We start from the raw sequence: 15,256 nt of genomic DNA, 5'->3' as shown, positions 1-15,256 counted from the left end.
TATGTTAAGATCATATAAATATATTGAAACATCACATCGTTTATTAAATGAAAACATAATTGCTTTTTTCAATCGAATTGAATTGGAAACAGGTGATTATTCAACAACATTTTTTGATTTAGATTTTTATAATGATATTGTCAGTCATCATAAAAAAATATTGGAAGAACCCTTAAAAGCTATTTTTGAAATAATTAAAAATTGGGAACAGGGAAAAAGAACTGATTTTTGTAATAAGATAAGAGAAAGTAATGATATAGAAAGAATATGTAGTAGGGTAATTACTCCTTTAAAAATTAGTGAAATTGATAGAGAAATAACAGATATAGTTGATATCAAAAAATTATTTTCAGATTTATACAAACAAGTTTTATATGGTAATCATTGTAAAGTAAGGTATGGAGATATGCAAGAGCATTTTAATTTGTTTAAGACTAATGAAAATGAAATTTTTAAGTGCCCAGTTTGTGGATTAATTCCTCAAAATACAGGAGGGGAAAAGAAGGAAGATTATGATCATTTGTTACCATATACAATCTATCCCTTTTCGTCTATTAATTTTAAAAATTTGGCACCTATTTGTGTTGATTGTAATTCCGATTATAAAGAAGATAAAGATGTTTTAGACAATGGAGGTAAGAAAATATTTTATTATTATGATCATTTACATCAAGGGATTACAATAGATGCTAAGTTAGAAAATGAAGGAGAACATACATTTTCATTTAATTATAGTACAATTGACGATAGAAGGGAGGAGATAGAATCATGGAATGAAATTTTTGATATCAATACACGATATGTAAAAAGAGCTAAAGGAAAAGCAGATAAATGGTTTAGACATTATTGGGAATTTTTAGAAGATCCGACATATAAGCATGTAGATATCGATACCAAAAAGAATATGTACTCATCGATATACAAAAAAGACCCTGATACAGAATGTATTAAATCACCTGTAATAGTAGCTATGGAGAATTCTAAGTTATCTTTAGCTTATCAGGAAAGTGCAAGGTATAAAATGAATTTTTAATTGATTCTATAACTAAACACAATGATGCATTTCTAAACATTCATATAGAAATTGAATATACTAATATTAATCAGAAGGTTTCGGAATAAAGAATAGCTATCCCTTTAACTTTAAAAAGTGTTTACTTTTGATGTTCCTTTTGACAAATTCTAGAAAATTTGAGAATGATTCCGAAAGAATAATTAAGATGTGGTAGCTTTTATCAAGGGATAATAAATAACTCTTGTATTTAAAAAAAAGTTTGAGAAAGAAATAGAAGCTGTCTGATCATTACATCAGAATAAATCTTTTAAAAGAGTTAATAGAAAGTAGCTTCCAAAGAAAATAATATAGCTTTAAATAACTTTTTTGATTAAATACTTTAATAAGTTATTTTGTTGACAGATAATTAAATAGCTATTCAATCGAAACATTTAATGATTTTGCAACCTTGATACTGCTGTAATCAATCGATTAAAACTTTAGTTAACGAAAAAGCATAAAAAACCCCTTCCAAATTTTATCTTTGGTTAGCAGGATTTATCTCTTGCTTTTAAAACTAAACTTATACAGTGTCGTACGTCATAATTTTACTTATTACACCTATGCTAGAAGCTAAAACTCCTGTTAATTCAGGACACTTATTACTCTGTGATATGCTCCAGCCCACTGATTTCGTATTAGTTCCATTTTCCAACCTATCGGAGAAACCTCACCACTATGTTTGCCTATTATTCCAAGGCTATAGCTACAATCCAACTTCTGAGCTGCTGTGACTTTTTTTATCAAGTCCTTCATTGACAGCTGTACACTCTTTTTCAAGAGAGGGTTTAGACTACAAATTTAAGAAAGTTAATGTGTGAAAACAAGAAAATCAGCATCTCAGATGAAAAAAATATAACTATTTTAGTTATGAATTTATAACCATTTTAGTTACGAAATAGTGATACAAACGTTTGTAAAAGATGGTACAATCATTAGTTTGATTTTATTTTAAGGATTAAGTTGTCCTTAGTTTAGGATTCATGTTCTAAGGAAAAAACTTAAATCATAAAACTTGTAATGAACATTTGGAGATGCTCCATAGATCCTCAACATTTGAATACTTATGTTTATTTTATCCATCTCTGGAATAACTAAAAATATATTATGAGATTAAAAAAATATTAAAAACAGTCTTTACAAATTTTTGTAAGATTGCCAACACTTACCAACAAATTATTCTTTTAAAAGGAAAATGAAAAGTTAATTGCAATATAAATAGCATTTTCAAAGTCTGTATAAAGTTTAACTAGAAAGATATTATTCTTTTTCTAAAAAATTAAATAGATCTTCAATTGAGACACCTAATGATTTTACAATTTTTAGCATGGTTGTAATTTTCATTTCTTGTTTCCCTTTCATGTACTTTCTTAGGTTCTCTACGTCTAAATCAGCATCATGCGCTACTATTCTAGTTTTTAATCCTTTTTCTTTTATAATTTCTGCAATACGTGTTCCTAAAAGAACAACTTCTTCATTTATTGCTGTTTTTCTAGCTCTTTTTTCCATTTAGGAAAATTACTTTCATGTGATTAAAAAAAAATGATTGCTATAATCATATTGTATACAACTGTTTTTTTTATATGTTTGTAAATAAATTAACAATTTGCTAGAAGTTAATTTGAATCACTGTAATAATTTAAAAATGATTTCTGCGGAAGTCTTAATCAACTAAATCTCTAGATAATGAAAAAAATCACACAATTAATTGCCATCACATTTTTAATACTTCACTCATGCTCAGGGGATGATAATAGCATACCAGTCGTAAAAGATGTTATTGAGTCTCCTTTCAATGTTAAATATGAAGTAGCTTTTTCAAGTGGTTTAAAGGAGAAAAGAAATTTTACAGTTATTGAATATGCTAGTGAAAATTCAGATAAAAAGTTTGCAATAAATAATAGAACTACAATTTCAGATTTGAGTAAAACTTGGACTCATAATTTTACCTATACAGGTGCTAAAAAACCAACGTACTTAGTAGTTAATACTAATATTGAGCCTGTTAGTGAAGGGAGTGTGCGATTTAAAATATATGTCAATAATAAATTGGTCGAAGATAAAACAATTACTGTAAACCCAAGAACAGATATTCTAGTTGAAAAATTCTTTGGAGCTTCACATTGGGTAAATAAAGAATAAGAAGTTTAAAATATATTATTTAAATAAATAAAGTAATTATAGAAGATAGTTTTATGACTGATAACTTTTTGACAATTGTTTTTATGAGTTCTCTTGTAGTGGCAATTTTAATATTTTTATTAAAAGGAAAAGATGAATCAAAAACTTTTGGATCAGTTGTTATAATAATAATTGTAGCACTCTTTTTACTAACTCTAATGTTCTTTGGGATTAAAAGTTTATTTTAGCTTCTCTTCTGATCTTAGGAGCGTATTTCCACTTCTCCTGCCTACGCACTAGGATAGTTTAGTTGGGTAATCTTCCATTCCCCAAACCCCAAGGATGCCCATTTTTTTAAAGAATTTTAAAAAGTTACATTGAGCAATATTCTTTAAAAAAAAGAGCCTTAAAAAGCTTCTAACTGCTAAATTATTTTTTTTATTTTTAAAAAAGACTACATGTAAAAAATTATAGGGTACTCCTGTCAAGACTCCCCCTAAGTTTTAGACAAGTTGAATGCTCCCCCTAGGAAGTTTCAATTAAAAAAATATTCAATAATCAGGTTTTTGTTTGCACACTATTTGCACGTACTATTTAAAAAAGAAATAAAGTAGCAATTTCAATAGCTCAGCTGGATAGAGCACCTGCCTTCTAAGCAGGCGGTCGAAGGTTCGAATCCTTCTGCGTTCACATCAAAAGCCACTCAAATCGAGTGGCTTTTTTGTTTGCATAAAAATGGTTTTTGATAACATAGCTCAGCTGGATAGAGCATCCCGATTTTTAATCGGGACGGTCGAAGGTTTGAATCCTTCTGCGTTCACATTAAAAGCCACTCAAATCGAGTGGCTTTTTTGTTTGCATAAAAATGGTTTTTTGATCACATAGTTCAGCTGGATAGAGCATCCCGATTTTTAATCGGGACGGTCGAAGGTTCAAATCCTTCTACGTTCACATCAAAAGCCACTCAAATCGAGAGGCTTTTTTGTTTTGGGTTATATTGGTTTTTGATAATTTCTTTCTGAAAAATTAATTATTCTTGATTTGAGCCATTTCTAGAAGTGCTTCCATTTTATTTGGCATAATGTAGAATACCAAATTTCTACTAATTGCCGATAGGTTTTCAAATGCAACAGCGCCCAAATAAGAATCTGCAAGATTAAAACTATTTACCTGCCAGTTTTTACTGTTTTTGATGAGGCTAAAATCAATTTTATGCTGTCCATCTAAACTCGGAATTTGTTTAAAATCTTCATCTATGCCTTTTCCTAACGCCTTTACAAAAGCTTCTTTGCGTGTCCAGGAAGTATAAAAAGCATGTTTTTTATCGGCAGCATTTTGAATCTGCAAAACTTGATTGTCGTCAAACACATCTGGAAGAAGACTTGTAAAATTGAAATCTTTAGACATATATTCAATATCTAATCCAACATTTTTGCGCGAAACTGCTATAGCTGCAAAGTCTTCAGAATGTGAGAGATTAAAAAACAACCAAGGATGTGAAGCCAAATATGGTTTTTTGTTAAATTGATAATCCAGATAAATATTCTTTACATTCAATTTGGTGTGAGCTGCTAAAACGAACTTTAAAATTGATCTGTATATAATGAATCTGCTTCGGTCTATTTCTTTAAAAAAACGTTGTGCTTTCTTAAGTTCTTTAGAAGTTAGAAACTGAGATAAATCAGATTTTAGTTCGATAAAATCAGGCAGATAGATGGTGTAAATGATTATTTCATCAGTATCTAATGGTGCGAGTTTACAAGGAATCAGTTTTATGTCCTTTATCGTTGAATATTCAATGACAGGTTTAAATGTTCTCATGTTTCTCATCTAAAATGTCCTGAAGTAAACGCGCTAATACTTTGTCATTTGGCGGTGCTACAATATCTAAATGATTACCAGAGATATTATGAATTGTAACGCCTCCTAATGCTGCTTTTTTCCATCCCAAATGTGTTGGGTCTAATTTGTAATTAGCGTCATCTTTTGATCGAAATAAATCAACTTCAATGTTTTGTGGTTTTAAGTGGTAACGGTCTACAATCTTTTTAACCATGCCATCGGCTTCTATAAATTGCTGAAGAGCTAATTCTTCCTGCTCAGTCATTTCTTTTTTCTTGCCAAAATGTCTTTGTAGAATGTATTCTTTTTTTCCATTGATACGCATTTTAAAAGCTTCCCAGCTCAATAACATTTCTTTTAAAAAATCCAGCCTTCTGTGTGTAATATCGAAGTATCTCACAAGTTGTTTTCGCCTGTAATTTCCATAATAATAAGAAGAATCAACATAAGAGTCGAGTAGTGCGGTCAAGCTTACTTTTTTTCCCTGTGCTTTCAATTGGCGTGTCATTTCAAAAGCAACAATACCTCCAAAAGAAAACCCTGCTAATGCGTATGGTCCTTTCGGGTTTACTTTTATGATTGCATCTATATAATGAGCAGCCATGGCTTCAATTGATTCGTACCATCCGTCAAAACCTTTAGGTTTAGTTCCTTGAATACCATAAATAGGCTGGTCTGGATCAAAATGTTTGCTTAAATTAATGAAATTTAAAACATTAAGTCCTGCTCCATGAACGATAAAAAGAGGCGCTTTGTTTCCCTGCGGTTTTATTGGAACCAGACAATCCGAATAAATTTCTGTGCCGGTGTTCAAAAGTTTTGCAAATTTTTCTACTGTCGAATATTTGAACAATGCTGATAAAGGAATTCGTTTACCGGTATGCTTTTCAATTTCAATCATAACCTTGACACCTTTGATTGAATGCCCGCCCATTTCGAAGAAATCACTAAAAATATCAATGTTTTCTATATTTAAGCTTTCTTTCCAAATGGTGGCAACTATATTTTCCTCTTCGGTTCGAGGAGCAGTATAAGTTACTTTTTTGTTTACTTTATATTGCGATAATGCTTTGCGATCGATTTTTCCATTAAGCGTTGTTGGTATTTTCTCGATTAAATTAAAATCATGCGGAATTAACTGCACGGGTAATCGTGAGGCTAAAGCTTCGCGCCATTGCGGTATCTGATTTTCTGCATTTTCTAAGCTGCTATCAGGTACTATATGTGCTATAAGAAAATTTTCATCGGCTAGTACGACTGCAGCTTTTATGCCGTCAAGTAATAACAAAGCTTGTTCGACTTCGCCGGGTTCAATACGGTGACCTCTAATTTTAACCTGCTGATCCAGGCGTCCTAAACATTCAATTTCATTGTTGGGAAGTATTTTTCCTAGATCTCCTGTGCGATAAATAACATCCTCTTTATTAGAAGAAAATCTGTTTTCAATAAATTTTTCAGATGTTAGCTCTGGTCTGTTCCAGTAACCTTTTGCAACGCCATCACCTCCAATAACAATTTCTCCGATATTTCCAGGTGCAGCAAGCTGACCATGTTCATCGATTAAATAAATTTGTGTGTTTCCAATTGGTTTTCCAATAGTTATTAATTTATCGTCAGCTTTTATTTGTTTTATAGAAGACCATATTGTGGTTTCTGTTGGGCCATAAACATTCCAAAGAGTATCACATTTAGATAAAAGTTCTTTGGCAAGATCTGCTGGCATTGCCTCACCGCCGCAAAGGGCTTTAAGTGGTAATTTATCGGACCAGCCAGAATCTAAAAGCATTGACCAGGTTGTTGGTGTTGCTTGTAAAAAATTAATATTTTCACGTTCTACTAATTCTAGTAAAAGTCTTCCATCTCTGGCTGTTTCATGATCGGCTATTATTAATGTCGCACCTTTAATAAGCGGGAGGTATAATTCTAAACCAGCAATATCAAAAGATATAGTGGTTATAGATAGTAATCTGTCATTTTCAGTAATGCCAGGTTCTAAAGCCATGCTGCAAAGAAAATTCACCAAATTTTTATGGGTAATAGGAACACCTTTTGGGTTACCAGTTGACCCAGAGGTATAAAGTACATACGCTATATTTTCTGGACTAACGGTTTCAGGAAGCGGTAATGTTGAATATTCATCTAATGAATCCATTGCATCTTCTATAAAAAGCGTTTGCGGCCATGATGGCAAAGAGGCGAACAATGTTTTACTGGTTAATAAAACTTTCGCACCCGAATCATTGAGCATGAATTCTAAACGTTCTTTAGGATATTCTGGGTCTAATGGTAAATAGGCGGCGCCGCATTCCATAATGGCTAATAATGTATAAACCAGTTCTGGACTTCTTGAAAAAGAAACCGCAATAAAATCACCTGATTCAACTCCTTGTGCTTTTAAATAATGCGCCAGCTGATTTACTTTTTTATGTAATTCCAGATAGGTCGTTTTAGAATCGTGAAATTCTAAAGCTATATTATCAGGAGTAATTTCTGCTTGTTTTCGAAGTAATTCAATTAAGGAAACGTTTGGATAAGGCATTTCGGTATTATTCAGCTCACTATAATCTGCTAAATAATTACCTCCTATAAAATTGGATAATGGATTATCTGCATTGTCTATGATTTTATGCAGAATTTCTTCAAATGATGCCATCATCTGAATTATAGTTTCTTCTTTGAATAATGTTGTATTATAAGACCATTGAAATGAAGGTCCATCTTTGGCTTTAAAAATATGCAGCTGAATTTCAAAAGTTCCAAATTGACGTGGATTTACTTTAAGTTCGTGCGAAAGACCTGCAAATGAAAATTCCTCTTCTATAGTTCGATTCATATCAACTGTAAGTATAACTGGAACTAGCGGAATTCTTGAAGGATCTCTGGCAATGGCAAAACTTTTTAATAAATGACCAAAACTAACCTGCTGATGTTCATAAGCATCAAACAATTGAGAATTTCTTTCTTTTAAATAATCTGAAAAACTAATTTCTGAGCTGATTTTACTTCTGAGCGGCAGCAGATTCACACAATCGCCAATCAATTGGCGCATGTCGTATAGTGTATTTCCCGAAGAAGGAAATCCTACGACTAAATCATGCTGGCCAGTAATTTTACATAAGAATACTTCAAATGCTGAAAGCAGTGTGGTAACCAAACTACAACCGGCACTTATTCCTATATTCTTTAATTTATTTATAATAGTTTCATCTAAAGGAAAATCAATACGGCTGCTGTTATAGGTTCGCAATGGAGGTCTTTCGAAATCTAATGGCAGTTCAATTGTAGGAACCGATTCTTTATAAATATTAATCCAAAAATTTTCTAAAGACTTATATTCACTGCTTTCCATAAACGAATTTATTCTTTCGGCAAATTCGCTAAAAAGTTCAGGTTCTGGTAGTTTTGGTTCTTTGTTTTCGAGATATGCAGAATAAATTGTACCCAGTTCTTCTAGTATTATGTCAATACTTAATCCGTCGCCAATTATATGATGGATTGTTAAGGTTACGAGATATTCAAAATCATCGATTTTAAGTAAATTAACCCTAAATAGAGGACCGTTGACAAGATCAAAAAGAGCATTTACTTCTTCTTTTACTAAATTATCTGTGGATAGTTCTTTTTCAATCGCTGAGAGGTTAGAAAAATCATTATGAGAGATTTCAAAGTTGACATAGCTGTAAATGCACATAAAGCGGCCATCTGGACTAAATGTTGCTCTCAAACCTTCATGACGCTGCACTAAAGTTTGAACGGTCTTCTCAAATTTATCTATTACTAAATTGCCTTTCAGTTTAATAGATACAGACAAGTTGTAAGCTTTATTGGCATCACCTCCGCCAAAAATACAATCTGTCCATATTTCTTGCTGCGAATTTGTGGTGTAAATTACGCGTTCAATTTCAGGTGAAAATGGATTAAATTGAATTTCAGTTTCAGTTTCAGTTTCCATTTCTGTTTGTATTTGAGGTTGATTTTTCATTACTACTCTGTTTTAAAGGTAATTGTGCAGTTTTAAATAGATAATTTAAGATGCTAATTACTAGTTATTTCTTATCTGTTTCTTATAACTTGATCTTCACAAAATTTCCATTTTGAGTAGGATCTTGTATAAACCATGCCGGATTTCCGTTTTCATCCCGTCCCAGTTTACTGCCTTGAACAGGAGGTTCATTTGCCATTATTGTATACTTTTTTTCAGCAGTATTATTTTCATTTGAATGGTGATTATTGAGTTTTGAAATTTCAAAAGACTTTTCTTTTTTATGAACCCCATTCGTTCCATTTGTTTCGTTTCCATTTTTAGTATTCAATTTAACCGTGTCAAAATGTTCTGCTTTTAGATGGGTAAACGAAGGATTTCCGTTTGTAGAAGAGCTCTGATAATTTTGTAACTGATCTACTTTCTGACTCAAAAGATGAATTTGCTGTACAATTTGTTCTAACGAAATTTGATTTTGATTGGAAGATAATTGTATGTCATTTGAAGAAATATTTGGTTTAATAGTTTGGTCAGAGCCTATTTCAATTTGCTTATTATTACTATTGATTGAATGCTCTTCGGGTAAATTAAGTTCTATATAATCGGCTAATAATGATGGCGTTGAATAATTTTCGTTAAGCTGTCTAAATGTGATTGGTAAATCAAACTCTTTTTTCAATTTTCCTGATAACTGAGTAAGTGATAAAGAATCTAATCCCAATTCTAAAAAGCTGTACGACGCTGAATCTGAATCGTATGTTATGCCTGATGCATTTTTAATAATCTCTGAAATTTTAAAGAGAATAGATTCTTTTTTAGAATCATTTGACGAATTGTTTATGTTATCAGATTCTATTGAAATTGCAGGTATTTCTTCTTGAATTATTGATTTTTTGACTATTGTTTCAATTGTACCTAAAGGTTCAATCCAGCAAGGTTTGCGATCAAAAACATAACTAGGTAATTCTATTTTTTGTCTTTGCTGTTCCTTGTAAAAAGCTTTCCAGTCTGGGTTTATACCTCTCAACCATAAATCGCCTAAAGTATTTAATATTGTAGCGTATTCATTTTCCTCTTCGTCTTTTGGAAAAGTCAAACTAGGAAAAGCAGCGATGATTTTTCCCGCAGCCTGTTGACGTGCGAGAGTTGTTAAGGTTTGTCCAGGACCAATTTCTAGTAAAATAAAATCATCTAACTCGAATGCTGTATTCATAGCATCGGCAAATCGAACTGTGTTTTTTAATTGATTAACCCAATACATTGAATTTGTCGCTTCTGTATCTGTAAGCCAAGTTCCTGTTGCTGTTGAAATAATTGGCAGGCGAGGAATGTTTAATTTTATTTTTTCTATTTCATTCTTGAAGTTGTCTAAAATCGGTTCCATCATGAAAGAATGAAATGCATGACTTGTATTAAGCAACTTGTTCGGAATTTCTTGAGCATCAAGTTCCTGATTAAAAGCAGCAATGTCTTCTTTCTTACCCGAAACAACACAAAACTGATTTGCATTTATGGCAGCAACAGAAAGTGTATCAGGAATCAGTTCATTTAATTTATCAATAGATACTCGAACAATAAGCATAGAGCCGCCGGGAAGTTCGCTTATTAATCTTCCTCTTACGGCAACTATGTGTAATGCATCTTTCAAACTTAGTATTCCTGCTAAATGTGCAGCTGCAAATTCGCCAATACTATGACCGCAGAGAAAAGTTGGTTTTATTCCCCAGCTTAGCCACAATTGCGATAATGCATATTCTGTGACAAATAAAGAAGGCTGTGTTAAACGAGTATCTTTTAGAAGTTCCTCGGCTTCGTTCGATTTAATCTGTGGATAAATTATATCACGTATATCTAGCTGCAACTCGTCCATTAAAAGCTCGGCGCATTTGTCTACAGCGTCACGATATACTTTTTCATTGTTATAAAGTGTTTTACCCATTTTTACATATTGGGAACCTTGACCAGGAAAAAGAAATCCAATTTCGTTAGGGACACTTTTTAATAAAGAGGTTTTAGAACTTTTTGTTTTTAGGCAAAGTAATTTTTCGGCAGCACTTTTTGTAGAATCTGCTATTAAAAAACTTCTATGGTTAAAGTCATCTCTCGTTACATTCAAAGAATAAGAAATGTCCGCTAAAGGAATTTCTTTTGATTTGTCAATAAAATGTCCCAGCGCATTTTCATAACCCAATAAACTGTTTTGGCTTTTTGCAGACCACATTAATATTTCAAGTGGTCTTCCAGCTGAGGATATTAAAGGTTTCGCTTCATATTCTTCAACAATGGCATGAACATTTGTACTGCCAATTCCAAAAGAACTTACGCCGGCTCTTCTTATACTGTCTGCTTTCCAATCAATTAATTTATTATTGATGTAAAAAGGACTATTGTCAAAATCGATATTCGGATTTGGTTTAGTAAAATTAACCATAGGCGGTATTTGCTTATAGCGCATTGCCAATAATACTTTGATTAAGCCCGCAACTCCGGCCGCAGCTGTAGTGTGACCCATGTTGCTTTTAATAGAACCTAATGCGCAATAATTATTTTTTTCTTGTCTGCCGTAAGCAATTTTAAGTCCTTCTATTTCTATTGGATCACCAATTGGAGTTGCAGTACCATGCGCTTCCATATAACTAATTGTTGAAGGTGATATTTGAGCATCATTAAAAGCATTAATTATTGCTCCTGCTTGACCTTTTGGACTTGGTGCCATAAAACTGCCTTTGTCTCCTCCGTCATTATTTACGCCAACTCCTTTAATTACACCATATATAATATCGCCATCTTTTTCAGCTTCTTCTAATCTTTTAAGTACAACTACTCCGGCGCCGTCACTAAAAACAGTACCTTTTCCAGAAGCATCAAAAGATCGGGTAGAACCGTCGGGGCTTTTAATAAATCCATCATCGTAAAGGTGACCGCTATTAATAGGTGCAGTAACACTAGATCCTCCTGCAAGAGCTAGATCGCACATGCCAGTTCGTATGGCTTTTACGGCTTCCGCAACTGCTAATAAAGATGTGGAACATGCGGAATGTACACTAACAGATGGTCCTTTTAAATTTAAATGATAAGAAGTACGCGGTGCAATAAAATCTTTTCCGTTTACGGTATAGATCTGTAATTCACCAATTGAGCTTTTTAGTTCTTTGTTGTTAAAGATATTGTTTTCGTAATACGAATTGATTTCACTGCCAGAATATACCCCAATGCTTCCTTTATAATGTTTCGGAAGATGCCCGGCTTGTTCCAGCGCTTCAAATGATATTTCTAAAAATATTCGGATTTGAGGATCCATTGCTGCGGCAAGCTGCGGATTTAATCCGAAGAAATTAGCATCAAATGTTTTAGCTGAAGGCAGAATTCCTCTAGCGCCTATATAAAGCGGATCTTTACGAAGACTTTCGGGTAAGCTGCTGTCTAATTCCTCTTTTGTAAATAATGAAATTGTTTCTTTTCCATCTCTTAGGTTTTCCCACAATTCGTCTATGGTGTCAGAACCAGGAAATCTTCCAGCCATCCCAATTATTGCTATGTCTGGAGAAGTTGTTTTATTAGTTTCCTTAAATTTAAATAAGTCTTCGTTGGCAGTATCGCTGTTATTTTCTTCTAAAATAGCTACAAGTTCTCGAATTGTTGGATGAATATAAATTTTGGAAACAGGTACATCTTTCGATAATTGCTGTTTCATTAATGTAGTTACTTTTTGTGCTAATACAGAGCTGCCACCCATATCGAAAAAGTCATCATCGATTCCAATACTTGATATTTTCAATTCTTCGCTCCAGATTTTTGCAATATCTTTTTCTAATTGTGTGTTTGGTTTCTTAAAAAGAGGAGCAGAGTCTGGTCTATTATATTCAGGAACGGGTAAATTCTTTTTGTCAATTTTTCCATTTGGAGTTATCGGGAAATCATCAACCCAAATGTATTTAGAGGGTAGCAATATTTCTGGTAAAACTTTTGAAAGCGCTTCGTGTATTTGTTTTTCATCTTGTATTTGTTCACTAGATTTTAAATAAGCCACAATTTTGTCTTCATTACCAAAGTGATTGCTGACAATTACTGCAGATTGTTTTATGCCAGATAACGTATTTAATGTAGCTTCTATTTCGCCTAACTCAATGCGGTGGCCTCTAATTTTTACTTGATGATCTATACGTCCTAAACATTGAAACTCTCCATTTGGTAAAATTTTACCTAAATCTCCCGTACGATACAAAATCGAATCTGGGTCATTAGAAAACGGATTTGTAATGAATTTTTCGGCTGTAAGTTCTGGACGTTTCCAGTAACCTTCTGCGACTCCGTCTCCGCCAATAACTATTTCTCCAATTGCTCCTGTTGTAACAATTTGACGCTGTTCATCTAATAAATAGATTTGTGTGTTTGCTATTGGCAGTCCAATTGTTATTAATGCATCATCAGCTTGAATTTGCTTTACAGCAGACCAGATTGTAGTTTCTGTTGGGCCATACATATTCCAAAGAGAATTGCATCTCGAAGTTAGCTGGCGGGCAAGGTTCAAAGGCAGAGCTTCGCCGCCGCAAAGTGCTTTTAAAGCAAGCGGAGTTTCCCAGCCAGAATCAAGCAGCAACTGCCAAGTAGTTGGTGTAGCTTGAAGTATTGTAATTTGTTTCTTTTGCAAAAGATTCAATAATAACTGTCCGTCACGAGTAGTTTCATGATCTGCAAAAACGACAGCGGCACCTTTTATTAAAGGAAGAAATAATTCTAATCCAGCAATATCAAATGAAATAGTGGTAATAGACAATAGTTTATCTTCTGCATTTATGCCTGGTTCAATCGCCATGCTGAAAAGAAAGTTCACTAAGTTTTTGTGGGTTACAGTTACACCTTTAGGTTTTCCGGTAGATCCAGAAGTATACATCATATAAGCAACTGCTTTTGGATCGACTGAAATAGAAAGCGGTTCTACAGCAAATTGTTCTAATGAAGCCAATACATCTTCGATCACTATATTTTTGGATGAATTTGGCAGCGAGCCTGAAAGTGCTTTTGTGGTTAGCAGAAAACTAGCTTTAGAATCTTCGAGCATAAATTCCAAACGTTCAGCGGGAAATTTTGGATCTAAAGGCAAATAGGCAGCTCCACATTGTAAAATTGCCAAAAGAGAAGCAATTAAATTTGGGCTTCGATCCATAGACACAGCAACAATTTGTCCAGAAGATAAACCTTGAGCAGCAAAATAATGAGCTATTTGGTTTACTGTTTTTGCTAATGCGCTGTAGGTAATCTTTTCGTTTTCGAATTCAAGTGCTATTGAATTGGGAGATACTTCAGCTTGTTGTGCAAAAAGCTCGTGCAGCGGACGGTTTGGATATTCCATTTGTGTCCCTTTTATTCCTTTTTCTAAACTATTGTTGTTAGGTCTTTTCATTTTAAATTATATTAAAATTAAAGTTTGAGCAAAATAATATGATAATATTAGCGTTGGGACTAAAAGAACAGAATTTAATTTATTGGCTTACAGTTTATTAGTAGGAAAAGATTACATTTTTTTTATTTGCATTTCTGCTTGGTTAGTAAATAGATGTAAGAATTTTGATTGGTTTTAGCCTAAATATTGTCTTTATATTAAAATAGTATTTACAGCTTATTATTCAATAAGTTGATCAAAAAAAGGAAAAATATTTCATTAATACTTGCATTTTCTATATAAAGCTATTATTATCGATGAAAAGCATTTTTTAAATTAAAGAAGACATAATTTATCAAAAATTGATGATAGCCTTTCATCGTTATTTTTCATTTTTTAACATCCTTTTTGTGTCAAATTCTTAAATTTTAAAAAGGAATATGATTTAGGTTAATTTTTTCCTTTGAAAAAAAAATATTTTGGAGTTAATCCATTTATTAAAAGAAATAATTAATTTTATGTTTTTGATTAAGTGATTTAAAATCAAATAGATATATGTTAATTAAATGAATTATGTTTATTTGCATGCCTAATAAATGTGAATTATAAATTATATAGACAGCTGTATTGAAGATTAGATAAAACTGATGTTCTGATATAATTTATACAATATTGCAGCGTTATTTCATAGATAACATTCGTTTCTATTGCGAGCCAAAAACATTTAATCTTAATTGTTTCGTGTAGTTAAATTTATTTTCCCAAATTGTTTTGTTAACCATCAAATTAATTTTTTTAACTTTTTCAATGTAAGTAAAAAGTCATTAAAATACTACATTTGGTGCGTTTAATCGGAATTAAATTTAATTATATC

At 32.4% G+C, this 15,256-nt stretch carries 6 protein-coding genes; 2 read left to right on the top strand and 4 right to left on the bottom strand.

The annotated features are described in order from the left end of the window. The first annotated feature begins 1 nt into the window (after position 1). A complete protein-coding gene (locus tag QMG60_RS20185; protein ID WP_281866195.1) occupies positions 2 to 1,033 on the top strand; it encodes a hypothetical protein in 1,032 nt (343 codons plus the stop codon). Positions 1,034 to 2,314: 1,281 nt separating this feature from the next. On the opposite strand, the gene QMG60_RS20180 is transcribed toward QMG60_RS20185, so the two are convergent. Beyond that, positions 2,315 to 2,563 (bottom strand): helix-turn-helix transcriptional regulator, encoded by a 249-nt coding sequence (locus QMG60_RS20180; RefSeq protein ID WP_281866194.1) that lies wholly within the window; start codon positions 2,561 to 2,563, stop codon positions 2,315 to 2,317. A 177-nt stretch (positions 2,564 to 2,740) separates the two neighbouring features. On the opposite strand from QMG60_RS20180, the gene QMG60_RS20175 reads away from it, so the two are divergent. Continuing rightward, positions 2,741 to 3,196 (top strand): hypothetical protein, encoded by a 456-nt coding sequence (locus QMG60_RS20175; RefSeq protein WP_281866193.1) that lies wholly within the window; start codon positions 2,741 to 2,743, stop codon positions 3,194 to 3,196. 1,005 nt (positions 3,197 to 4,201) lie between these two features. Here QMG60_RS20175 and QMG60_RS20170 read toward each other — a convergent pair. The 3 genes from QMG60_RS20170 to QMG60_RS20160 all read right to left on the bottom strand — a co-directional run bounded on the left by QMG60_RS20170 (position 4,202) and on the right by QMG60_RS20160 (position 14,403). Beyond that, the gene (locus tag QMG60_RS20170; RefSeq protein WP_281866192.1) at positions 4,202 to 4,996 is read right to left on the bottom strand and encodes a 4'-phosphopantetheinyl transferase superfamily protein; all 795 of its coding nucleotides are present in this window, start codon (positions 4,994 to 4,996) and stop codon (positions 4,202 to 4,204) included. Next, a complete protein-coding gene (locus tag QMG60_RS20165) occupies positions 4,983 to 8,999 on the bottom strand; it encodes a non-ribosomal peptide synthetase (RefSeq protein WP_281866191.1) in 4,017 nt (1,338 codons plus the stop codon). The genes QMG60_RS20170 and QMG60_RS20165 overlap by 14 nt, the downstream gene beginning before the upstream one ends. Before the next feature lie 82 nt (positions 9,000 to 9,081). Next, on the bottom strand, positions 9,082 to 14,403 hold the full coding sequence (locus QMG60_RS20160; RefSeq protein ID WP_281866190.1) for a polyketide synthase: 5,322 nt from the start codon (positions 14,401 to 14,403) through the stop codon (positions 9,082 to 9,084). Positions 14,404 to 15,256 lie beyond the last annotated feature (853 nt).

This window comes from Flavobacterium sp. GSB-24 (assembly GCF_027924665.1).
In the GTDB taxonomy this organism is placed as follows: domain Bacteria; phylum Bacteroidota; class Bacteroidia; order Flavobacteriales; family Flavobacteriaceae; genus Flavobacterium.
Note: the sequence above shows the minus strand (reverse complement) of the source record. Positions and strands in the feature narration are given on the sequence as shown.

Bases quoted from the DNA above. Each gene is read 5' to 3' on its own strand.
- QMG60_RS20160 (WP_281866190.1), bottom strand. From the start codon at position 14,403: ATGAAAAGACCTAACAACAATAGTTTAGAAAAAGGAATAAAAGGGACA.
- QMG60_RS20165 (WP_281866191.1), bottom strand. From the start codon at position 8,999: ATGAAAAATCAACCTCAAATACAAACAGAAATGGAAACTGAAACTGAA.
- QMG60_RS20185 (WP_281866195.1), top strand. From the start codon at position 2: ATGTTAAGATCATATAAATATATTGAAACATCACATCGTTTATTAAAT.
- QMG60_RS20175 (WP_281866193.1), top strand. From the start codon at position 2,741: ATGAAAAAAATCACACAATTAATTGCCATCACATTTTTAATACTTCAC.
- QMG60_RS20180 (WP_281866194.1), bottom strand. From the start codon at position 2,563: ATGGAAAAAAGAGCTAGAAAAACAGCAATAAATGAAGAAGTTGTTCTT.
- QMG60_RS20170 (WP_281866192.1), bottom strand. From the start codon at position 4,996: ATGAGAACATTTAAACCTGTCATTGAATATTCAACGATAAAGGACATA.